15 protein-coding genes and 2 pseudogenes are annotated in these 24,593 nt (G+C 37.7%); 12 read left to right on the top strand and 5 right to left on the bottom strand.

Translation table 11 applies throughout. The annotated features are described in order from the left end of the window. Nucleotides 1–1,160: 1,160 nt before the first annotated feature. Nucleotides 1,161–1,478 (bottom strand): hypothetical protein, encoded by a 318-nt coding sequence (locus tag ACFP56_RS11855; RefSeq protein ID WP_379234685.1) that lies wholly within the window; start codon nucleotides 1,476–1,478, stop codon nucleotides 1,161–1,163. A 393-nt stretch (nucleotides 1,479–1,871) separates the two neighbouring features. Here ACFP56_RS11855 and ACFP56_RS11860 point away from each other — a divergent pair, with 393 nt between their 5' ends. The 8 genes and pseudogenes from ACFP56_RS11860 to ACFP56_RS11895 all read left to right on the top strand — a co-directional run bounded on the left by ACFP56_RS11860 (nucleotide 1,872) and on the right by ACFP56_RS11895 (nucleotide 12,422). Continuing rightward, entirely contained in the window at nucleotides 1,872–3,338 is a 1,467-nt protein-coding gene (locus ACFP56_RS11860) for a type I restriction-modification system subunit M (RefSeq protein ID WP_379234687.1), read from the top strand. Next, the gene (locus tag ACFP56_RS11865; protein WP_379234689.1) at nucleotides 3,335–4,441 is read left to right on the top strand and encodes a restriction endonuclease subunit S; all 1,107 of its coding nucleotides are present in this window, start codon (nucleotides 3,335–3,337) and stop codon (nucleotides 4,439–4,441) included. The genes ACFP56_RS11860 and ACFP56_RS11865 overlap by 4 nt, the downstream gene beginning before the upstream one ends. A 17-nt stretch (nucleotides 4,442–4,458) precedes the next feature. Continuing rightward, on the top strand, nucleotides 4,459–7,806 hold the full coding sequence (locus tag ACFP56_RS11870; protein WP_379234691.1) for a DEAD/DEAH box helicase family protein: 3,348 nt from the start codon (nucleotides 4,459–4,461) through the stop codon (nucleotides 7,804–7,806). Between the two features lie 170 nt (nucleotides 7,807–7,976). Continuing rightward, the gene (locus ACFP56_RS11875) at nucleotides 7,977–8,567 is read left to right on the top strand and encodes a DarT ssDNA thymidine ADP-ribosyltransferase family protein (RefSeq protein ID WP_379234693.1); all 591 of its coding nucleotides are present in this window, start codon (nucleotides 7,977–7,979) and stop codon (nucleotides 8,565–8,567) included. 32 nt (nucleotides 8,568–8,599) lie between these two features. Continuing rightward, nucleotides 8,600–9,622, top strand: coding sequence for a macro domain-containing protein (locus ACFP56_RS11880; RefSeq protein ID WP_379234695.1), 1,023 nt, complete (start codon nucleotides 8,600–8,602; stop codon nucleotides 9,620–9,622). Between the two features lie 752 nt (nucleotides 9,623–10,374). Next, a complete protein-coding gene (locus tag ACFP56_RS11885; protein ID WP_379234697.1) occupies nucleotides 10,375–10,701 on the top strand; it encodes an ArsR/SmtB family transcription factor in 327 nt (108 codons plus the stop codon). A 96-nt stretch (nucleotides 10,702–10,797) separates the two neighbouring features. After that, a pseudogene (locus tag ACFP56_RS11890) lies at nucleotides 10,798–11,795 on the top strand (NADP-dependent oxidoreductase). A 216-nt stretch (nucleotides 11,796–12,011) separates the two neighbouring features. After that, nucleotides 12,012–12,422 carry a hypothetical protein gene (locus ACFP56_RS11895; RefSeq protein ID WP_379234699.1) on the top strand — a complete coding sequence of 137 codons (411 nt, stop codon included), beginning with the start codon at nucleotides 12,012–12,014 and terminating at the stop codon, nucleotides 12,420–12,422. Nucleotides 12,423–12,449: 27 nt separating this feature from the next. On the opposite strand, the pseudogene ACFP56_RS11900 reads toward ACFP56_RS11895, so the two are convergent. After that, nucleotides 12,450–13,934, bottom strand: a pseudogene (locus ACFP56_RS11900) (amidase family protein). A 216-nt stretch (nucleotides 13,935–14,150) separates the two neighbouring features. After that, the gene (locus ACFP56_RS11905) at nucleotides 14,151–14,474 is read right to left on the bottom strand and encodes a hypothetical protein (protein ID WP_379234701.1); all 324 of its coding nucleotides are present in this window, start codon (nucleotides 14,472–14,474) and stop codon (nucleotides 14,151–14,153) included. A gap of 218 nt (nucleotides 14,475–14,692) precedes the next feature. Here ACFP56_RS11905 and ACFP56_RS11910 point away from each other — a divergent pair, with 218 nt between their 5' ends. Beyond that, nucleotides 14,693–15,262: a TetR/AcrR family transcriptional regulator gene (locus tag ACFP56_RS11910; RefSeq protein WP_379234702.1), complete on the top strand. Its 570-nt coding sequence runs from the start codon at nucleotides 14,693–14,695 to the stop codon at nucleotides 15,260–15,262. A 49-nt stretch (nucleotides 15,263–15,311) separates the two neighbouring features. Continuing rightward, the gene (locus ACFP56_RS11915) at nucleotides 15,312–16,724 is read left to right on the top strand and encodes a serine hydrolase domain-containing protein (RefSeq protein WP_379234704.1); all 1,413 of its coding nucleotides are present in this window, start codon (nucleotides 15,312–15,314) and stop codon (nucleotides 16,722–16,724) included. A gap of 280 nt (nucleotides 16,725–17,004) precedes the next feature. Here ACFP56_RS11915 and ACFP56_RS11920 read toward each other — a convergent pair whose 3' ends face one another. Then, nucleotides 17,005–20,577: an S-layer homology domain-containing protein gene (locus ACFP56_RS11920; RefSeq protein WP_379234706.1), complete on the bottom strand. Its 3,573-nt coding sequence runs from the start codon at nucleotides 20,575–20,577 to the stop codon at nucleotides 17,005–17,007. A gap of 327 nt (nucleotides 20,578–20,904) precedes the next feature. Between ACFP56_RS11920 and ACFP56_RS11925 the strand changes: the two genes are divergently transcribed. Beyond that, entirely contained in the window at nucleotides 20,905–23,028 is a 2,124-nt protein-coding gene (locus tag ACFP56_RS11925; RefSeq protein WP_379234709.1) for a PAS domain-containing protein, read from the top strand. A 64-nt stretch (nucleotides 23,029–23,092) separates the two neighbouring features. On the opposite strand, the gene ACFP56_RS11930 is transcribed toward ACFP56_RS11925, so the two are convergent. After that, nucleotides 23,093–24,001, bottom strand: a complete 909-nt coding sequence (locus tag ACFP56_RS11930; protein ID WP_379235869.1) for a helix-turn-helix transcriptional regulator — start codon at nucleotides 23,999–24,001, stop codon at nucleotides 23,093–23,095. A 101-nt stretch (nucleotides 24,002–24,102) separates the two neighbouring features. On the opposite strand from ACFP56_RS11930, the gene ACFP56_RS11935 reads away from it, so the two are divergent. After that, nucleotides 24,103–24,567, top strand: coding sequence for a VOC family protein (locus ACFP56_RS11935; RefSeq protein WP_379234711.1), 465 nt, complete (start codon nucleotides 24,103–24,105; stop codon nucleotides 24,565–24,567). The last annotated feature ends 26 nt before the right edge of the window (nucleotides 24,568–24,593 follow it).

Genomic DNA, 24,593 nt, shown 5'->3' on the forward strand with positions numbered 1-24,593 from the left:
AAACGCTCCTTCTAGATATTAATCTCAGTCTACTAGCCCACATAATTTTTGTCCAACTTAGTGTAACCTATCCATAGTGTTTTGAAAGCAAGAAAGGGAGAAAAAAGATATGAAAAAGACCATAGGGCTGTACTAGGTACTTCCCTATCTGAAGTATTTGGTCCAGGATCGCGATATCAAATTGATGCAACTATAGGAGATATATATTTAGTATCAGAGATATACAATAACTGGATTATAGGTAGACCAGTCATTTATCTTGTTATTGATGTATTCAGTAGATTAGTTGTAGGAATGAATATTGGTTTAGAGGGTCCTTCGTGAATGGGTGCAGTAATGGCACTAACAAACGTGGTAACTAATAAGAAATTATTTTGTTCTGAATATTATAGCCAGCAAATTCACCTTTATCTGCTAACAATATTTCTGGTAAGTGATTACTCGGCCAATCTTCTTCATTTATCTCAATTTCGTATGACAATATGCAAATGTGAAAAACACTTCTATAACGGTGAGTACCGGTGTTGGTTAAATTATAATCATGTAAATATTTATTATACATGCTCCACGTGTGGAAATGATTATTATATAAACTCAAACGGGATGGTTGAATTAAATAAGTATGGAGAACGATTTATAAATATCGTTATGAACTTATTAATAACAGAAGATTTATCTGCATCAGAAGTCTGTCGAAGATTAAGCATTAATAAGAGTCAACTTAAAGACATATTGCTAACTAGTAGCAGAAAATAATTGCTGCTACTAGTTAGCAATATGTACCATCTGGGGCTGTTGTTTAGATTCATCCAACGGTATTCCAAGGCCCAATTAAATCTAAACCTTAAGGTATAGAATCGAAATTACTTTCCAATCGAGTGTAACATTAAAGAGTCGTCCTTGATATGGAAGGCTTTTTCTTATTAATATCTATACCTTTAAATTGTAAAGTAGTAGCCATCTAATGAAGGTTTTAATGTTCTGGAAAATAAAGTATTAGACTGAGAATGCAAATAAGTAGTAAGTAAGTCATCGCCCTCGTTCAAAACCATTCCCTATTATATAAAGCTTCAAGTTTAATTACCCCATTTTGATTTTCTCGGATTCTCAGTATAACTAGGCTAATTTTCGCAGTTGATCTACTATGCGTTGTAGTCCAGTCAAGTTGCCTCTTTCCAGGGTGGAATAGTAATCAATGTGACCTTGTGTAGCCTGTAAAGCTTTTTGAAAATAAGCATCACCGAAATCTTTCTTATGTTCTCGAGTAAAAATTGATTCGCGGCGTTGTTGAAGGCTCTTTTATATGCCGAACCGCTCATCATTGCCAAAAATATAGTGACAAAAGCTTGCGCGGACCCACGCGCTATGCCAGTTGCTTCATTTATTTTCAAAGTGCCATCCGTTCTCGTCAATTGGTTCAAATAGACTTGTTTCGCATATGGATAAGCCCGGACGCTCATCTCCAGTGTAATTTTCATGCTTCACGTTGCCTCTCGTTTTTCTCCAATTATACTATATCCACTATATTCTAGTCTTTCTCAAAAAGATACATTTTGACTCCCTAGGCTCCTACAGAAAGAACAAGAGCAAAAAGAAGGTCAAAGGCTAAGTCAAGTGCGGCAGGACAAGGCTTCGAACCGATCGGATTGAAGCGACGTTCAGCGATGGATTTCAAACGCAGTTATCCGTTACGGTGCCGATTCAATCTAGAACTTTTTTCGAGTCTACTACTTTATTTTCTTTAGACATTTAAAATTGGTATATTATATGGTTAAAGAGTAATTTACATGTGCTGGAAATATAGTGAAAAATGATGATTAATGTAGTAAAATTGTACTAATAAACTTATTACAGTCGAATGGAGAATATATATGCTAACAGGCGAGATTCGCAATAAAGTAGATAAAATATGGACTGATTTATGGGCAGGTGGAATTACAAATCCACTTACTGTTATAGAACAATTAACCTATTTGATGTTTATACGTACATTAGATGAAAAAGATATAGAAACTGAAAGTATGGAAGCATTGACTGGCGAGTCGATGTCTAAAATCTTTCCATTAAATGAAGAAGGACAATCGATGCGCTGGAGTAACTTCAAAACAAAGGATGCTCGTATTATTTTTGATACGATTAAAGATAACGTATTCCCTTTTATTAAAACGATTAGTAATGATAAGACAAGTGCATTTACTCGTTATATGGAAGATGCAATTTTCTTAATTCCTACCCCACAAGTGCTAGAGAAGATTATTACAGGCTTAGACGAGCTGTATGAGCACGAAATTCAAGATTTGGATATGCAAGGTGACTTGTATGAGTATATGCTTGGCAAGCTTGCTACTGCCGGTCAGAATGGCCAATTCCGCACACCTAAGCATATTCGTGACTTAATGGTTCAATTAATGAAGCCGACGCCAGATGATACCGTCTGTGATCCTGCTTGTGGTACTGCTGGTTTTTTAGTATCGACAGCTGAATATGTACGCGATGAATTCGGTGCTTCGATGACTACAGAACAATGGGATCAATTCGCTACAAAGCTTGTATCTGGCTTTGATACGGATCGCACGATGCTGAGACTTTCTGCGATGAATCTCATGCTACACTCAATTTCTAATCCAGATATAGATTATGTTGATAGTGTATCGAAACAAAACAATATATCTAATAAATACTCTTTGATATTAGCTAATCCTCCATTTACAGGTACGATTGATGCTACAAGTATTCATGATAACTTAAAGACGGTATGTGATACGAAAAAAACGGAGCTATTATTCGTCGCGTTATTCCTGCGTATGTTAAAAACAGGCGGTCGATGTGCAGCAATCGTACCTGATGGTGTATTATTCGGCACAACAAAGGCACATAAATCTTTACGCAAGGAAATTGTTGAGAATCATAAGCTAGAAGCGATTATTTCTATGCCAAGTGGTGTATTTAAACCGTATGCAGGGGTCAGCACTGCTATTATCATTTTCACTAAAACAGATGTTGGTGGAACGGATCATGTATGGTTTTATGATATGAAGGCTGATGGATACTCACTTGATGATAAGCGATCAGCAATTCAAGACAATGATATTCCTGATATTATTGCTCGTTTTCATAATCTTGAGGCTGAGCAGGAACGCAAAGCGGCAGAGCAAAGCTTTATGGTGGAGAAATCTGCTATCGTCGACAATGACTATGATCTTTCTATTAATCGCTATAAAGAGATTGTATATGAGAAGATAGAGTATGATGCTCCAGAAGTTATCTTGGATCGCTTAAGTGAACTTGATAAGCAAATTGCCTCTAAGATGGATGAATTAAGGGGGCTTCTGAAGTGAGTAAGTGGGAAAAGGTAAGACTTGGGGATGTAGTTACTCTACTAAATGGACGAGCGTTTAAGCAAGAGGAGTTATTAAGCCAAGGTAAAACACCTGTATTAAGAGTAGGTAATTTCTTCTCTAACAGAGACTGGTATTTTTCTGATTTGGAACTTGAAGAATCAAAATATTGTAACGAAGGTGATTTGCTTTATGCATGGTCAGCTTCATTTGGTCCGAAAATTTGGTCAGGCCCAAAAGCTATATATCATTATCATATCTGGAAACTAGAATTAACAAATAGGATTGATAAGGTGTACGCATTTTATTTATTGGAGTATAGTACCAAATCAATAAAGGAACAAGGTAGAGGAATAACAATGCTTCATGCTACAAAAGGTGGTATGGAGAAATTAATTATTCCTCTCCCTCCTGTAGAAATACAAAAACAAATCGCTCATCATCTTGATATGGTTTCAGAGCTTCTTGATTCACGAAAAAAGCAATTAGAGGAATTAGATGAGCTGATTAAATCGGTGTTTTATGATATGTTTGGGGACCCTGTTACGAATGACAAGGGATGGGAAGTGAAGGATTTATCAGAAGTAGCGGATGTTATAATGGGTCAATCTCCTCCAGGAGATAGTTATAATACTGAAGGTAAGGGTACTCCTTTACTAAACGGTCCTACGGAATTTGGAGTTAAGCACCCTATCGAAAGACAATGGACAAACGCACCCACAAGAATTTGCAATGCCGAAGATATTTTATTCTGTGTTAGAGGTGCTACTGCTGGAAGATTAAATATTGCTGATAAAGAATATTGTCTAGGAAGAGGATTAGCGTCTATTAGACCAAAAAATAAATATCATCGAGAGTATCTTTATTTATATTTAAAAATGATGTATTCATATTTTCAAAGTACATCAAATGGAAGTACGTTTATAAATATTAATAAAGAACAAATTTCATCCCTTTCTGTTTTGTTTGTTGATGAAAAATCACAAATATACTTCACATCCATTATTGAAAAAATCGAAGAACAAAAAGCACTAGTTAAACAATCCGTCGAAGAAACACAAACACTCTTCGATGCCCTTATGAGTCAGTATTTTGATGAATAACGACTGAGGTGAATAGGATGATTACTAACTTTTCTTTTTTAAGTAGTAAAATGGAATATGAACTATTTGCTTCAGCATGTATTGAGGCTGAGCGTGTGCTTACAACTTCCCCTGCTATGTCGGCAGTAGGAAGTCGTAAGGCACTTGAGCTTGCCGTGAAATGGGTATACGCTGCTGATCGCTCTATGAAAGCGCCATACAAGGATAATTTACAATCACTTATTCATGAGTCTTCCTTTCGCTATGAATTAGAGCCTCAAACATGGAGTAAGTTATTATTTATTATTAAGCTTGGTAATGTAGCAGTACATACAAATAAAAACGTCTCACATGCCGAAGCTTCTTTGTCATTAGCAGCACTTTTTGAATTTATTCAGTGGATTGATTATTGCTACGGAGCAGATTATGAAGAAAGAAGCTATGATGAAACCCTTATCCCCTCTCATATCATTTCTGTTGATACAAAGCGTATCAAAGAGACTGAAAGCTTAATTGAACAAAAAAATAGTGAGCTAGATAAACTACGAACACAAGTTGAAGCACTAAGTATGCAACTTACACGAGATAAAACTCAGCATAAAGCAGAGCGTTCTTTTAATCCTCAAGACATCTCAGAATTCCTAACTAGAAAAGTATATATTGATGTTGACCTAAAATTATTAGGCTGGGTCATTGGCGATGATGCGCGTGAAGAAGTTGAAGTACATGGTATGCCTAATCGTGAACAAATTGGTTATGTAGATTATGTGCTATTTGGCAGAGACGGTTTACCGCTGGCTGTAGTAGAAGCGAAGCGTACCTCTGTTGATCCAAAGAAGGGTGTACAACAAGCGAAGCTATATGCTGATTGTTTAGAGCGCCAATATGGTCAACGCCCTATTATTTTTAATACTAATGGTTTTGAAACATGGGTTTGGGATGATTTAACTTCACCACAACGTCAAATAAGTGGAGTTTTCTCACGATCAGACCTAGAAAAATTAATAAAACGTCGTTCACATAAAAAGAAGCTAATAGACATTGTTATCGATGATAAGATTACGGATCGTTACTATCAAAAAGAAGCGATTCGTGCTGTTGGAGCTCATATTGAGCAAGGGCATCGAAAAGCACTTATTGTGATGGCTACTGGTACAGGGAAAACAAGAACAGCTTCAAGCTTAACGGATGTACTGTCTCGAGGTGGTCATGTTACGAATGTATTGTTTCTAGCTGATCGTAAATCTCTAGTAAAGCAAGCTAAAGACGACTTTAAAAACTATCTACCGGACATGACATTATGTAATTTATTAGATAGTAAGGAAGATAAGTCTGCTCGAATTGTTTTTTCAACTTACCCAACCATTCTTAATGCAATTGATTCTGCGAAATCTAAAGATGGTCAGCGATTATATACTCCTGCTCACTTTGATCTGATTATTATTGATGAAGCACATCGTAGTATTTTTAAAAAATACAAAGCGATATTTGAATACTTCGATGCGGTACTACTTGGATTAACAGCTACTCCTAAATCAGATGTTGATCGTAATACGTATGACTTTTTTGAATTAGAAAATAAGGTGCCTACGTATGCCTATGATTATGAGACAGCTAGAGATGTGGACAAGGTGTTAGTTCGTTATGTGAATATCGAACCCAAAACAAAGTTACTTGAAAATGGGATTACTTATGATGAACTTTCTGAAGAAGATAAGCAGCGTTATGAGGAAGATTTTATTGATGAAGATGGAGAAATTCCCGATGAAGTACCAGCTCCTGCAATCAACAGATTTATTTTTAATCAAGGTACAGTTGACTTAGTTTTAGAGGATCTTATGACTCGAGGCATTAAAGTTGCTGGTGATGATCGAATTGGTAAAACGATTATATTTGCTGCTAATAAAAAGCATGCTGATTTTATCGTAAAGAGATTTAACGCTTTATACCCGCAGTATAATGGTCAATGGATTAGAAAAATTACTTATGAAGATACGTATGCACAATCCTCTATTGATGAGTTTAAGATAGCTGATAAAGCTCCTTTCATCGCTGCATCTGTTGATATGATGGATACGGGAATCGATGTACCTGAAGTTGTCAATCTTGTGTTCTTCAAAAAGGTGCGTTCAAAGGCGAAGTTTTGGCAAATGATTGGTCGTGGAACTCGCTTACGGCATAATTTATTTGGTGAAGGACAGCATAAAACACACTTTATGATTTTTGATTATTTAAGTAACTTTGAGTTTTTCCGTCAGAATAAAGAAGGCCTAGCAGGTTCGGAAGCAATAAGCCTTTCTGAAGCTATCTTCAAGAAGCGTGTTCAAATTATTGAAAAACTTCAACATGCTGATTATATAGATGATTCTTATCAAAAGTTTCGTACTGAATTAGTGAACATTGTTCACGGTCAGATTCAAGCTTTGAATAGTGATCTAGTGTCCGTTAAATTAAAGTTGCTATATGTAGAAACGTATAAACAAAAGGATAAATTCATTAGTCTGCATGATTCAGATGTGCATCTTATGAATGAACATCTTTCTAGTCTAGTTTTTATGGAAGATCAAGATGAGTACGCTAAGCGATTTGATAATTTAATGTATGGACTAATGTTAAGTAGCTTAGATACGAGTAAATCATCCAAAAAAGATAAGAAGCGACTCATAGACATGGGTCAAGCTCTTCAGCGAAAAGCAAGTGTACCGCAAGTAAAAGCGAAAATAGAAACCATTCGTATGATTGATACGGATGAATTTTGGAATGAAGCTGGAGTTTTAGATTTTGAAAAAGTAAGAGTTGAGTTGCGTGGATTAATTCGTCTTACGCTTGACGAAGGTGGACAACGAATTATTTATACTAACCTAAAGGACGAGGTTTTAGAAGAACAAATCGGCAAAGAGATGGAAGCAGCTTATGACTTCGAGGATTACAAGTTAAAAGTTAATCGATATATTGAACAAAACAAGGATCAAATCGCTATTTTTAAGCTTCGTAACAATATGGAATTAACAAAGGCGGATTATGAAAGTTTAGAAAGAGTGTTTACAAGCGAACTGGGGACTGCAGAGGACTATCAGCGTGAGTTTCAAGATACTCCGTTTGGTTTGTTAGTTCGTAAGGTTGCTAAACTAGAGATGGAAGCAGCTATGAAGGTATTTTCTAGGTTCATAAACGATGAAGCATTGAATCAAGAGCAGATTGTGTTTGTGAAGAAAGTTGTAGATTATATCGTAGAAAATGGATACATTGAAAAAACTGCTATGTTGATGAGTGCTCCCTTCGACCGACCAAAGAGTTTTGCGAAGTTGTTTGATGGTGCTAAACAGAAGAAGCTTGTGGAGTTGGTTAATAAAGTTCGGGAGAATGCAGTTAGGATTGTGGGATAATATTAAAATGATCCTGAAAATACTTACGAAATTAGAAAGAAACTGCGTTCAGAACATTATTACTTTATTTTTAAGCCTGTTTATTTATTATTCTTCGTATTAATAGTATTTAAATTTATTATTTAATATTTTAAATGTAACTCTTACTAACGAAGCTCAGGGGGATTAATATGGGTATAGAATCGGCTAAAAGTGGAAAACTACTTTATCATCTTACAAAATTAAAAAATTTGCCTTCAATATTCGAAAATGGGTTAGTAGCAAGACAAACTTTATTAGAAAACAGGGCAGCATTTGATGATATTGCTGATTCAGAAATTATCTCAAAGCGTACACAATTAGGTTTAGATAAATATGTTCCTTTTCATTTTCATCCTTTTTCTGCTTTTGATGTTGCAGTAAAAAGTACATATGGTAATGATGAGTTTGTTTACATATGTATATCACGTGATGGTGCAAGGTTTAATAAGTTCAAAATATTACCTATGCATCCTTTATCTATGCAAGATTGTGCTTTATATGAATATGATGAAGGTTTTGGAATTATTGATTGGGATGTTCTAACACAAAAAGGTTTAAGTGATGAATATTCTAAACGTGTGAAAATGGCTGAATGTCTTACTGATTTGGTAATACCGGCAGCATATTTTCAATCAATAGCAGTTAAAAATGAACAAACTAAGGAAATAGTTGAAGAACTGTGTAGAAAATATAATCTTAAACCAAATAGTCCTTATGTAAATATACGCACGTGGTTTTAAATTGATTATAATAGCTAGAGGACGGTGATAGAATGATTAAATACACTTCAGGTGATTTGTTACAATCTTCTACAGAAGCTTTGGTTAATACTGTTAACTGTGAAGGTTTCATGGGAAAAGGTATAGCTTATCAATTTAAGTTGGAGTACCCAAGTAATAATACAAGATATATTGAAGCATGTAAAACAGGTGAACTTCAAATTGGAAAAGTGCACTATACGTTGGAGAAAGGTAAAGTAATAATAAATTTTCCAACAAAAGATAAATGGAGAGCAAAGTCTAAATTAGAATATATTGAAAAAGGACTAGATGCTTTAATAGTGCTTATTCAGCAGTTAGAATTAAAAAGTATATCTATTCCCCCACTCGGCAGTGGCAATGGTGGGTTATTATGGTCTGATGTTAAAAAAATAATTGAAAAGAAATTAGATAAAGTATCTAAATATACGGATATATATATTTATGAGGCATCTAGCTCTCATGGTATTAGACATAAAACTGAGCCTGTTCTTAACGTATCTGCATTAATATTAATGGAAATTAAAAGTAACTTAGAACGTTTCAACTCCACTTTTCTATATAATGCAGCACTAATTGTAGATATTTTATCTACTAATAAATCATTTATTAATAATGATGAATCAGATGCACCTATTAGTAAAACCCTAAACGATTTAAGTAAAAAGATTAGAGAATTTCAAGTTTACCATAACGTTACAACAACAGAACAAGCAAAAAGTATTCTATATAATAAAATTATTAGTGAAAACACAAAGTCAAGATTAAATGAAATAATGCCTAGTATCTTACGTGTATGTGAAGTGATAAATACTGTTAAAAGTGGTAGTGAACTAAACTGTTTATTAACATTAGTCACAATTATAGATAATAATCAAATGTTAACTGAAGAAGAAATAGTAAATAAAGTAACAGATCATGCTCGATATTATGGTAACTCCCTTACAAGAGAAGAAATTTTAACTGGGTTAGATAAGTTAATAAAGTATGATATTATTGAAATGGAATTAATTGGGTATTCTTTAAAAAGAGCATAACTATAAAAAAGACGGTAATATATTCAATATATCACCGTCTTTTTTATAGTTATTAATTAGAAATTATACAAGGTGTCACTATGACGTTCTTTCTTATTATTAAAAAGATAGAGATGTATGAGATAATTATATGAAAAGCTAGTGATTAATAATTATAAAAAATAAATGTTTTTTGAACAACTTTATTATAGAATTTGTTTGTATAAGTGCTAATACTGATCAATAAATCACAGTAAATTTGAATATCTTTTTTTAACACTATAAAAAATAAAGTATTAGACTAGGAAAATAAAGTTGTAGACTGAGAAAATGAAATATTAGACTGGGATTTTTGGGAATACTAATACTACTAAGCTCTTCGACTTATCTACAGTTTGAACATCACGAATTACATCATGACTCCATTCGGGGCTGCCTTCGGGCAGCCCTTTTTATTTCAGTGAAAAGGGGGAGAAAAATGATAACTCAAATACTCGAACATTATCACGATCAGTCAAGGATGGATAAGCATCATCGTTTTAGATCCTGGGAGCATTGCTTTTCCTTCTTTCAAAAACACCGAGGTCGATTTGATGATGAAAAGCAATTTGACAAAGTGTTTGAAGAAAATAAAATATTAGATTGACGCTGCTTTATTAAGTTATGGGAAACAGTTAATATTTGAAAATGTTGAAACCTTAGCTTGATTTTGTTATAAAAATAGATATAATTATGTTTAAGAGATTAAACTAATAAACCAAGAGGTGGAATGAATGAGTCAACAAACCGAGCGTGTTCTACAACAATTTAAAGCTTGTATACCATTGTTGGAAGTGCTGACAGATGAAAACCGCCAAGCGATTATTATGTTGTTGGCGCAGAACAAATTAGGACTTAATGTAAATACAATATCAGGCCATATGAATTTGTCTAGACCGGCTGTATCCCACCATTTAAAGGTGCTGAAACAGTCTGGTTACATTAAATCCGAAAAAAAGGGCGTAGAGAACTATTATGTATTAACTGTTCGTGAACCGCTTGAACAACTCAAATCATTAATTACTTCTGTTGAGTACGCATGCAATTGGTCCAATGATTAACCCTGAGAGCTGAAGGGAATACTGTAGGGAGAAAACTTACTATGCACAATTAGTTCATTTGTCTAAACCAATAAACATAAAAGGGAGTGTTTTGAAATGAAGGCTATGGTCATTGAGAAATACGGAGAAAATGTGCCATTAGTGATGTCTGAACAACCATTGCCTAATATCGGAGAACACGATGTTCTAGTGGAAATTCATGCGGCCAGTTTAAATCCTATTGATTTTAAGATTAAGGAAGGGAAAATGAAATTCCTGTTAAATTACAGATTTCCTCTAATCTTAGGGAATGATTTCTCCGGGGTTGTAGTCAAAGTTGGTGATCGGGTGAATACTTTTAAACCGGGAGATGAAGTTTATGGGAGACCCCGCAAGAACCGAATTGGAACTTTGGCCGAATTTATTGCTGTTCATGAGGAAGACGTTTGGCAGAAGCCGAAGAATTTAACCTTTGAAGAGGCAGCCTCGATACCACTGATTGGACTTACGACTTACCAAGCTTTTGTTGATATATTAAACCTTCAAAAAGGCCAAAAAATTTTGATTCACGCAGGTTCGGGAGGCGTTGGAACCTTCGCCATCCAACTAGCCAAGTTGTTGGGTGCTTTCGTTGCTACAACAGCTAGCGAAAAAGGCAATTGGTCAAATCATTGGGGGCAGATCTAATTATTAATTATAAAAAAGAGAATTTTGAAGAAATGCTTACCGGATATGATGCTGTTTTTGATACTTTAGGTGGAGAAGCCTTGGAAAAATCATTCCGAATACTGAAACCAGGCGGACAAATCGTATCCATCTCCGGCATGCCAAACGGCAGATTTGGAAAAGAAGCGAAATTGGGTTGGTTGAAAACTACAATTTTATCCATTGCGAGTCGTAGGATCAAGGTCCTGGAGAAGAAGAGCAAAACGAGGTATCACTTTCTTTTCATGAAACCGAGCGGAGAACAATTGAGGGTTTTAAAGGAATTTATTGAAGGAGGTCTCATAAAGCCGATTATTGATAAAGTGTATCATTTGAATGATGCCGGTGAAGCATTTAATTACCTAAAAAGCGGAAGGGCCAAAGGAAAGGTGGTCATTAGAATAAAGTAATTTTAGAACAAAATTCAACAGATCTCAGTGAATGACAACAGCGTCAGTCTAATACTTTATTTTTCAAGTTGGGTCCGCCGCTGCTTCTTTTAATAGATCATTCTAGAACTTATTTTTGTATAGCTGACGATTCACCCTAAGAGAACGATAAAAAGTACAATGTTATACAGAACCCTAAAGTGTATACTTAGTCATATACATTAATTGGGGGGAAATATGAACAAAATAAAATTAATACCTTGTTTAATGATGATGTTATTGTTAATTTCATGTTCAAAAGAAAAATATCATACAGAATGGATTAATGTAGTTAATTCCACCGATAGACCTGTTAAAGATGCTTATCAGATTAAAGACCCGGAAATAATAAATAGTGTGAACGAAGTGATTAGAGGACTAATATGGCAGGATAAGCAAATAGAAACTTCAGGTAATTCAGATTATTCATTTTGGTTACAACGCTCTAATACAGAAATGAGAATTACTAATTATGAAATTTGGTTTAATGATGGTGATTCTTCAGCCGTCATTGTAGACTATTTTCAAGCTAAGTACGCACCTATAAATCGAATTCCATTAGAACAACTTATTCAACTTTTTGAGTTAGGTAAAGAGAAAGCTAACTGATTTTACAATTAGCTTTTTTGAACTCGGCTAAACTGGATCAGGCGGCGCAAACCGATTATTGCTTGCTTGCTCGTAAGAATAGGCAAGTCTGAATAGTGAAGGTTCACTGTATGCGGTTCCGACAAAAGTTATCCCATGAGGCCCCTTGGTCGTGTAGCCGCCTTCCGTAATAATTCCTGTCTCCGCATATCCTCCTGGCACTGTAATGGCAGGATACCCCGCACGTGCGGACAAATCGAGCCCATCCTCGTTACCCAGAAAAAGTAGCGCGTCCAACTGATACTGGCGAATCGCGTGGTCGATCCCTTGATCTCGTGCTACCTCTCGGTTAAGGCGTAAGCTCTCGAGGTACTCCTTTTCAATTAACATGCCACTTGTTTCATTAGACCAGATAAGCGTATCTTGGCCATATTTAAGAGCGGAGTCGCGATTCGCTTCGTTATAAGCTATGAGTTCATCTAACGTTCTAACAGAAGTGCCGGTACCTGCTTGGGCGAGATAATCGTTTAGCCCTTTTTTGAACTCATAACGCATCACGTCCCAGTCCCACTTTGCACGCTCGCAAGGTAACGATATCGGATCCACAATAGTGGCACCGCATTCCTTGCACAAGGCGATTGCGCGTTCGATAATCGCTAATCGTTCTTGGTCCAGTCCTCGATAATATTGACGCGGAACACCGATTCTTGCATCACACAGTCCGTTAACATCTAAAAACTGTGTATAGTCCTTGTGCGCTATTCGCTCATTAGATAACATAGCTGCATCTTTTGGATCCAACGCTGTCATGGCACCGAGTAAGATCGCAGTGTCTCTGACTGTCCGAGTCATTGGGCCTGCTGAATCTTGGCTTTGAGCAATCGGGATGATACCCGAACGACTGACGAGACCAATAGTGGGTTTCATGCCGACGAGGTAGTTCTGCGAGGATGGGCTGATGATTGAGCCAGAAGTTTCTGTTCCGATCGCAACGGTACACAAATTGGCAGCAACCGCTACACCTGAACCCGAGCTCGATCCACCTACGAACAATTCACCAGGACCATAAGGGTTTAGTGTCAAGCCACCTCGGGAGCTATACCCTGCCCACATCGTAGAAGACATGAAGTTGGCCTATTCCGTCATATTTGCCTTTCCCAAAAATACTGTTCCTGCAGCCCTTAATTGCGCTGCTATGGACGAGTCCTTCGGTGCGAAATGGTTCGCCAGCGCGATTGACCCGGCACTAGTATGCATTCTATCGCCTGTATCGATATTGTCCTTGAGCAAGATCGGGATGCCGTGAAGCGGCCCACGAGATCCGCTTGTCTGTCGTTCTTCGTCTAACGTTTCCGCGATAGCAATCGCGTCCGGATTAACCTCTAGGACCGCTTTAAGAATTGGATTAGATCGTTCAATTCGCTCTAAATACCAGCGAACGCAATCCACTGCCGTTAACGTACCTGATTCCATCGCAACTTGTAACGAAGCAATGTCTGCTTCGAATAACCTTTCGTTTATCGTTATATCCATTTTAACGAGGCACTCCAATTCTACTCTTAGTTATTGTTGAGTTTATTTGAACTCCAATAAGCTCTTTTTGATGATCATCCATAAAAATAACATGATAAGATAGAACCTTTCGAAGAAGCTTTACTTCATCATCTGTTAAATCAACATCAATTTTTATTGGAACGTTTACTTCAATATTCGAAAAATCATTAAGTTCTTTAATCTTTATGGTATGGTTTAATGAGTATTAATTAAATCTCTGAATTCTAGTGGAATCCGTAACTTGAAAATAATATCCGAATTTTTCTCTAGTAGTTTTTCATAAAAATATTCATGAATATGAAATGTCCACGAATAAGTAAGTATTCTATCCTTATATACTAGATTAAACGAAGAAAAGTCTATATTGGGGTAGTGAAACCACAAGCCATCTTCCATACCATATGCTTCATCAAACTGTTGGTTTAATTTTTCTATTTTTGCAAATGAGTCATTGCTATTATTGCTAGTACAACCTAATAAAGTTGTAATTATCACTAACAGTAGTGCCATTCTTTTCATGAAGTCCAACCTCATAATATACAATTTATGTAAAATATCTGTTTATCGTAACATACGTTTTATGATTTTAGCAATTGATAAGATTTTTAGTTATTCTTTAGACGAATTAAACCATATTAACCTTACGTAATGACTTAGAATAAAGTCCAAATATTGACTTTATTCTACTCTATCTTTATAATTTGGTTGGTTGACCAACAAAAAAAGGTGGAATCAGAATGAACGCAAAGGACAATAAAAAACGATTAATCGATGCAGCTTACAAAGTATTTGTTAAAAAAGGATATCTTAACGCTTCGATCAAAGATATTGCACGCGAAGCTGATATCACCCCAGGACTTGTTCATTATTACTTTAAAAATAAAGAAGAACTCTTGCTTTCCGTACAGGACGAAGTTCAAAAGCAATATCAACAGCAATATGAAGGACAGTCAGTGGGCTCTGTAAGTCCCGAAGAAGTACTACTTGAAATCAAATCCAGAGTGGAGAACAATCCAGATTGGTATCGTTGGCGATATGAAATTTATTCCTTAGGGTTAAAAGAAAGTGATAGCGGTCATCTTGAGCAGCAAGTAGCGTCTATCCTCAAGAGTGGGAGAGATAGTCTTTCCGCACCACTCCAACACGTAGTAAGCGATTCTCATACTGCACTTGCTGGTATTCTATTAGCATGCTTCGACGGGTTAGCGCTTCAGAAGATTGTCGATGATGAATTTGATATTGATCAATCATATAGAGTATTGAGCGAGCTCCTGGAGCTTTATTTAAGCAAACAACATTCGGTTTAAATGAATGACATGATCCTTGAGTATTTAACTACACGAAAGGTGAAATGATATGAAAAAAATACTAATCAGTATACTCCTCTTCCTGCTCGTTACTCCTTCTCTAACACTAGCTGCTGAAGGGCTCGATACGGATCAGCAAATCAGAAACTTTATGAATGAGGCATTGGAGGAATATCAAATTCCGGGGGCTTCTTTGGCGGTCATACATAACGGTGATATTGTCTTTCAGGATAGCTGGGGGAGAATGAGCGACGGATCGGCGGTAACGGAAGACACACCATTTATTATCGGTTCGGTTAGCAAACCTATTACCTCGCTTGCTATTATGATGTTGTCAGAGGACGGTAGAATAAAGCTAGATGAACCGATAGAAACCTATATTCCATGGTTTGCTTATGAAACGGACAGTTCAAAATCAATAACTGTGCGTAATCTATTAGAACAGACGAGCGGGATTAGCGCGTATGACGGATTGAAGGTGACAGATCATCAAGGTCGCGATAGAAGCAATGGCATCACGCAAGCCGTGACAGAATTGAGTGAAGTAAAGCTCAGTCATGTTCCGGGTGAGATATATGAATATAATTCAGCTAATTATTTGCTTTTAGGTGCGATTATCGAAGCGGTGTCCAACCAGTCCTTCTCACAATTTATGGGTTCCTATATATTTTCTCCGCTTGGCATGAACGACACCACTACTGATTATGATAGTGCTGTCGCTAAAGGGCTTGTTCCTGGTTTTCATTCATGGTTGGGCAAACCATTTAAAGGAGGTGGCTTGTACGATCATTCGGGGGCACCTTACGGTTACATGTCTTCTACCTCTAGTGATCTAGCTAAATTTATATCATTCATGCTAAATGGTGGGGATTTATTATCTGAAGAAGGTCTAAAGCAATTACAAGCTCCTCCAGAAGATGGTAGACGTTACGGCTTGGGATGGCATTTCCCTAGATCGGGTGATAAGTATCCTTACCATACTGGTGCAACAACCGAATACAAATCGGAAGTGTTCTTTATTCCCGAACAGGATCTAGGTGCCGTGCTGGTTACGAATAAATATCATGAACTGGAAGCAATCTCATATTTGAGTATGATGGAAGGCATTCGGTCTATTATGAACGGTAAACATCCGGAATTGGTAAAACTAAACCTTAGCGCGCAATGGATTACACTTGTAGTAGTTATATTGTTCGTACTACTATCTTCAATAAGCCTAATCCGTTTAAAACGCAGAACCAAAGTAAATAAAAAATTATGGGGATTTATTGGTATCCTCTCCGTCATGTTAGCTATCGGACTGATTCCATTGTTCACATCAAGTATGGGGATCTCTTGGAGAACGGTAGGTCTTTTTCTTCCGGACATCGAATTTCTTGCTTATTGTCTGGTGGCAGTTTTGGCGGTGCACGGTCTCTTAACTTTTCTCTTTATTGCAATGAAACGAAAAACCTTTACCTGATATTGGCTATTGAGGGCACATTGAAAAAAATATGAAATAGTGATAAACTTTGTGATTTCAAGATCACAGATCACAGGCATTATCCAGATATCGTACAATTAAGTTCGCATAAGCCTATTCAGGTACTGATGGTTTTACGAGCTTTATTGCCACTAACAATAAACTGATCAACCTAGTTACTTTGCTTTGAAGCGAAGCATGACCTAAAACGAAGGGCTGTTCAGTAAAGTCAGTATTCACTGACTTACTGAACAGCCCACTTTTCACCATAACATGATTTCTACTCAAAATTACCCATTGCAATTGAAGTTCCTGAATAGCGATACAACTCCAACTCATCTCCAGCGATTTGGCCTGAAATTTCCTTTTCAATTTGGAAAGTATGCTCGTCAATAATCGCGACGACTTTGCTATCCGTCCATTGTTTAGAATTATTTCGTATCCAATCCCCTGCGACTAAACCATGATTGCTTAATTTAATAATCGTATTCGATGTACCTTTCTCGGCTTGACGATTGGCTATTCGTGCAAACTTAGCTATTCTATCGCCTACAGTTTGACCAGAAATCGCGTATTCATGGTAAATTAAATGACCATCGATTGCTTCTATCATTCTAAATGTTTGGTTACGGTCTAGATTGACAATCGCATCATTGTTATTTAAGAAGTGATTCATAACACGTATATAGTGCTCGCTGGTTTTTGGAGCAGGAACATGCGTATAGAGATCCTTATCAGAATTAAACGGTAGAACAGGATAATCTAATTCATCGAATAAGGTAACGGTTGGATAGTTTCTCCAACCATATCGTACTCCCTTTAAGTTTTTGTCGCCAGTAAGCCATACCTCAACCTTGTTTGCTGCAATGACCTTGGCTTCCGCCTGAACCCAGCTACCTTGATCCGTTTTTACCTCGAATCCAGAAATGGCAGCATCACGCAAGCTTAACTTTCCGTTAACATTTTTGAATGTCACGGTATATCGTCCATTATTATACGTTATGGTTTCTTTTTCAGCACTTTCTGGCTGTTTACCTGCCTTATAGATCGTTTCCATCGCACGATATGCAATACGTTCACCTATGTCTCGTTTATCACGAGGGTGAATTTCAAAAGGGTTTGCATCGGACAAATCTATTGCAGTAACAAGCTCAATGTTATCCATCGTATTCGCTGTTCTCATTTGGATTTCACGAATAATAGGCCAGGTATCAATATCTGTTTGCACATAATTATCTCCATATCCTGATAATTGAACTAGGAAAATTGGAAGATTAGGATCTCTAAATTCTTTTCGTACCGTTTTTAAATGAGCGCGCAGTAACGGCTCATAGGAATATTCTAATTGTGTACTGTTTTCACCTTGATAGTATAAAAATCCTTTTATAGAATATGGAACTACGGTTTCCATAAATCCATTCCAATAGCCCGACATAATGGGTTCATCATGTTGCTGCACATAGCCCTGTTCTCTCATCAGAGAATCTGGTAAAAATAGCTCAATCGTTGAACCACCATAGGATATGCGAATAATGCCAATTGGCACATCGTTAAGCTCGGGATTAATTTCCTGAAGCTTATTGACGAAAAATGTTCCAACTGCAGATGAGTACTGTATTGCCCATTCATAGGCTTTAGTCCAATAACCTTTATCATCAAAACGAGGGCTGGTTGACATAATCTGATTAGCGAAATAAAAATTCAACTGATCTGAATCCTTATACTTAGCAAGCACATCAGCTGTTTCATTCACTTCAGCAATGGTCATTTCAGCATTGGATTGCCCAGCTACTACAAAAACCTCTCCTACTTTAATATTTGTAAGTTCAATTATTTCATTGGAGCCCTTTATTGTTAATGTGTCTGGGCCGCCATGAGGCTCAGCATCTAATGTGACGGACCATAATCCGTCTTTAACAATCGTTGTTTTCTTCTGTTGCCTAAAGCTAACTTCAATTTGTTCACCGCTTGTTCCTGTTCCCCATATTGGTATGGGCTTATTTCGTTGTAGAACAGCTCCGTGATTGATGATAGAAGGAAGCTTTATTTGACCATGTGGTAAACGATAGCCATTGTCAATCGTTCTCATTATTAATAACGCTGCCTCAGCTTTTGAGAGTTTATGCGTTGAAAAGTCTGTTTCTAATCCTATAATACCCTGCTCAAAGGCATAATGCAGCTCATCAGTTACAGGTTCCGCACCATGCTTCATTAATATAGAAGAATAACGCTTATCGGTGCTTGGGGTATTGTTTAATATATAAATCCATTTTGCTGCTGTGCTTTTCGTTAATGGTTGAGAAGAGGTGCTAATTAGTAAAGGATGACTTGACCATTTAGCAAGTGCATTTACAAACTCTGCCTCAGTTATAATGGATTCTGGTTCGAACTTGTGATTAGATTTCGGCTCAAGTAGTCCCCTATTAATAAGATACTTTATTTCTTTTTCTAGTGGATGATCTTTAATATCTGTTGGTACAGTTTTAGCATAGCGATTGTACCATTTTTTCATCTCATTAAAATTTTCAAGCGTAAACAGTCTGATATTATCTAGCCATATGATTGGAGGGTGGCCCCAAACATCATCTGCTTCTCCTACCATTCCGAATGCCGGACCTGCTGCAGAGCTTGTTATTTTATAAGGTGTGTTATCCAAGTATTCAACAACAGGCTTGTACGCTGTGCGCGGGTCAGTAGGTCCATCAATATAGAAAGCGATATGTACACCTTCATCCTTGTTTTCAATTGATAGTTGAGCCTTATAATTAGTATTTTCTTTTAATAAATAGTAGCCCTCGGCAAGTGGCTCCATACCGCTTGGTGCAGAAGTATTAACGATTGCCCAGCGAACCTTGAATAAATTTGCAACAATAGCACCCATTGGGGTTGTTTCCATATAGTATGTAACGGCATAGTGCTCTTTATAGTTAGCGTCCTTCGTACGAGGGATGATAACGACCATTGGTCTATTTTTCTTTCCCTCATTAATCATACGTTGTATGTTTAATGTAAACTCCATTGCATAATTTTGTTTTGTTTCAGGTGGAGCTTTGACTAATTCTAAACGTTGTAAAAACCGAGAACCGCCTAATTCGATTGTGCCAGCTTCCGTAATGCGATGTGTTTGATTTTCTACCTCGTTGATTTTCCAAACGGTTTCTCCTACTCGATTGATCACTCTCTTATCGTTAATGATTTTTGAATTAAATTGAGAAGTGAATAAGCTGTTGTCGTTGAAAGAAAAAGGTCGATTTTCTTTTACTAGCACCTTATCTAGCATGGTAATTGCTTCTGCTCTTGTTATAGGCTCTTTTGGCCTGAAATTGCCTTCATTCTGGATAACACCGTAGTCAACTAATGCAGCAATTTCTTTATAACTCCATGTTGCGATTTCAGGAGTGTCTTGAAATTTAAGCGCCAAATGATCATTTGGTTCAAGCTGCGCTAATCGAAAAATAACTAAAGCAGCTTCCTCTCTAGATATATGCTTCGTTGGTCGGAAAGTATTATCTGGGTAGCCTGATATAAGTCCTGCACTGTATACTCTCTGAAGATCGTTCATATACCAGCTGTTTACGGGAGTATCGATAAAAAGATGTGAGGACTTTGTCGAGATGGGAAATGCACGATTAATAATAGCGGCGAACTCAGAACGCATAATCGAATGATCAGGACGTACTGTTCCATCCTGGTAACCTTGGATAAGCCCTTCATCAAGCCATATCTCGAATGTTTCTTGTGCCCAATGATTCGTTATATCCTTATAGTATTGGGCGTCTGCGCGATCGGTCTGGAAAAAAACAATCAGAATTAAAACAAGTACAGGTAAAATAGCACGATAAAAACGGTGCAAAGATAAAACCTCCCAATAAGCACGTTATCAAATCTAGCAATTAGTATGAATAAATTATACAATTTGTTAATTATTTGTACAACGATGAGAAGAGCTCAGTATCCTGTTCAGGCGAGCATATTGGACTAGCAGCTGCGAAATAACAAACGAGTCTTTCTTCGTTAAATGTTATGAGCTAATTTCAAACCTTTAGCGTACACATCTTGAGAACTGTTGCTCGGCTCTTCTTTTAGTTCTAATCACCATAGGTAAATCATGTTACAATGATCTAGAGTTGAATACTTATTCCATAACGGATTTACTACTGATGAGGATGTGTCGGACCTAGTGAAATTTCGTTTAACTGTACAGGCTGGTCAAGTGATTGATGCTTCCGACGCCTTTCTAGCGATTACGGAGTTTACCATGGAGGAGTTGAAATCTGCATTCCATACCGTATGGCATGATCTGCTCCGTATCCAATTGGATGAAGCGATGCTTGGGGATGCATCAGAAACCTACTTTTTTACGAAACGACTTGAAGTTAAGAAAGCCTGGGTTAGGCGGCACAGCTGTCAACAAATGACCCAGTACGACTTTGATATTCAGTACGATTTTGATCTTGCCAATCGGTTGCCATACATCGACCATTTATTTTTCAACGGTATTACAGGTGTCGCTATCTATTCCGCCCCGGACATGACCTTGCTGAAAGCAAACCAAATTTATCTTAATTTTCTGGATGAGCCTTACCGGCAAGCAAATCATAGTATTGGCAGACCGATCCACTCTATTGTAAGCGGATTTGCAGGGAGCGAGATTGAGAAGCAATTTTTAACTTTATTGCAGACCGGCAAGGCGTTCTATGTTAAGGAATTGACTCATATTGGATACAAGAGGGGGACAACCTACTGGGATACCACGAGTGTGCCCATCTACGAGTACGGACAAATCAAATACATTGTACAGACGGCAGATGAAATTACCGAAGTCATGCGAAATAAACAGCAGTTAGAAGAGCAGTCAGCTACCATACGACAGCAGAAGCTGGAGCTCGAAGCTATTATTAAGCATTCTTCCAATGCCATCTGTGTATTTGAAAAGAATGGAACCATATCGTTGATGAACGAGGAAGCACAGCGTGGACTTCCCATTATAGGCGTCGGGGATGCATTAACGTGTGCAACGCTCTATTCTCTATCCGGGGAGAAGCTCTCGGAAGACCAAAGCCCCATAAGTCGGGCCTTAAAAGGGGAGACAGTAAAAAACTTCAAGATGATTGTGAGAGCACCGGGGTATGAATCTGTCTTCGATTCAAGTGCGGTGCCAGTACTGAATGAAGAAAATCAGGTGAGTAAAGTAATCGCTAGCTTTCACAACATTACGGAGCTGATGGAGCATCGTAACAACCTGGAACGGTTGGTTAATGAGCGTACTAGAGAGCTCTCCATTGCGCATGAGGAGCTCAATAACATTTTAGAAAGTGTAACGGATGGATTCTTCGCATTGAATAAAGATTGGGAGATCGTATATGTGAACCGGCACTTCTGCAGGATGATTGGCAAGGAACGGGAAGATATACTCCACAGAAAGCTTGAAGAACTCTATAGCGGTTCAGATTCATACCGGATTGAACTTGCTGAGCTCAATCAGGCCATGGAGGAGCGGACACCGGTCACTTTTGAAGGCTGGGGTTTTTTAGGGAATGGATTCTTTGAAATAAGGGCCTATCCTTATCACGATGGAATCTGTGTGTTCCAGAAAGATATTACGGAGCAAAAAAAGTACGAGCAAGAGCTCAAGCGGTTGTCCCAGCTTAATCTGATCGGTCAGCTGGCTGCAGGAATCAGCCATGAGATTCGAAACCCTATGACGGCGGTAAGAGGTTTCCTACAGCTATTGCACAAAAATCACGAATTCTCAAACTATAAGGATACATTCGGTCTGATGATCGATGAGCTTGACCGTGCGAACGCGATCGTCAGTGAGTTTCTCTCGATGGGCTCTGTGAAATTAAACGAACAAAAGATGCAAAACATCAATACAATTGTAACTGACATAGTCCCGTTGATCCAGGCCGATGCGCTAAGACAGGGGTATTTACTGGAGTTGGACATAAAGAATACGCCCGATCTCATGCTGAATCACAATGAGATTCGCCAGTTAATCCTCAATTTGTGCCGAAATGGATTCGAGGCCATGACGTTAGGCAAGAAGCTAACAATTAGTACATATTCCGATCACGAGCATGTCATGCTGGCTGTAAAGGATGAAGGGAACGGCATTAATCCCGACATTATGGATAGGGTAGGGACGCCCTTCTTCACAACCAAGGATAACGGAACCGGTCTAGGATTAGGCGTATGCCATGGGATTGCTGCGCGGCACAATGCCGCACTCGAAATCAGTTCCGGCTCCAAAGGTACGACCGTGCTGGTCAAATTCAAGATAGATGCACTACCTGATTTGTAATATTGATGAACTAGTCTGTGTGAATCACAGGCTATTTTTTTTGTTCAACAACAGCTAGATCTCGTTAAGTATATTGCTCTAACATTTTGCTTAAATAATTACGAAACTCTTCCACATAGCTTTTGGGTTCTACGACTTGCAGATTGGTACCGAAGCTTGCTAAAAAGTGAAATCCGTTACGGTTTTGCGGAAGTTGGATGGCAGCTGATAAATAATCAGAACTAAACCTTTCTATGCGCTTTCGACCGTATCGTTCAATGAATTGATCTTTTATGACGGGCGAGATCAACACCTTAACCTCCACGAGCTCAGGCAGATAACTTGCTGCTTGATCCGGTTCGTGCACTTCATCTCTAGCGCTAAATGTTTGTTCAGTCAAATGAAGATGATCGATTCGAGATAATTTAAACGTTCTATATCCCATCCGTTGTAAGCAGAATCCTTTCAGGTACCAACTCGATTCGCTAAAATGAAGCTGATAAGGCTCAACTGTTCTTTTTGTCGTAGCGCCATTCTTATCGATATAATCAAAAGAAACTAATCTTCTTTTTAATATGGCATCCTGAGAAGTTTTCAAGGTTTGACGAATCTCAGACCGACCTTCCCAATCATAGAAAGATAGTTTAATTGTACCTTTAGGGGCCATGGGGCTAATCATGGCTTCTATTTTTTTGACCGTTATCTCAACTTCTTCGCTTAAAATTTGTTCCAATCCTCCGAGCGCCGTTAATATATTCTCCAAGTCTGAATTGCTTAAAAGTCGTTTATCAACTTTGTACTCATCCATGATGCCGTAGCCACCATGAACGCCATTAATCGAATAGATCGGGATGTTGGATAGACTCAAGGTTTCCATATCGCGGAGAATCGTTCGTTTAGATACGTTAAATAATTGCGCAAATTCCGAGGCGGATACGACCTCTTTTCTAAGCAAAATCATAATAATAGAAATTAATCTTTCAACTTTATCCATCGGTTCTCCCTCTTTTTCGATGTCGCTATTAAATGATGACATATAGCTGTCACCTTTTATAAATTATACTACATGTATAACAAGAAGGAGGTAATGTTTTTATGTCAGCAATCCCATACTTGAATTTTGACGGAAATGCAGAGCAAGTGATTGAATTTTACTCGGAGGCCTTAAGCGCGACTAAAGTGAAAAAAGTGAAGTTTGGGGATATTCCGCAGGATCCGAACTACCCAATGCCGGCAAATGAGTTGAATATGATTATGGAGTGTTCCATCGAATTCGCAGGCGGAAAAATCATGATGTCGGATGTTTTGCCTTCCATGAAGGCGGTAACCGGTGAGCTGGTCAGAGGGAATACTATGTTGATTAGTTTAGTTATCGATGATAAGCAGCTACTGGAGCAATACTTTACTCAGTTGTCAGATGGCGGTCATGTCATCATGCCATTATCCAATACGCCCTGGTCCTCGTGCTTTGGAATGCTAGTCGATAAGTTTGGGGTGAGTTGGAAATTCAACAGCGATGCAGATCAATTTCTTGATAACGTATTATCCAACAAACCGTAACTCATCTTGTACAGGGTAGAAAGGAA

Source organism: Paenibacillus septentrionalis, assembly GCF_042659865.1.
In the GTDB taxonomy this organism is placed as follows: Bacteria; Bacillota; Bacilli; order Paenibacillales; family Paenibacillaceae; genus Pristimantibacillus; species Pristimantibacillus septentrionalis.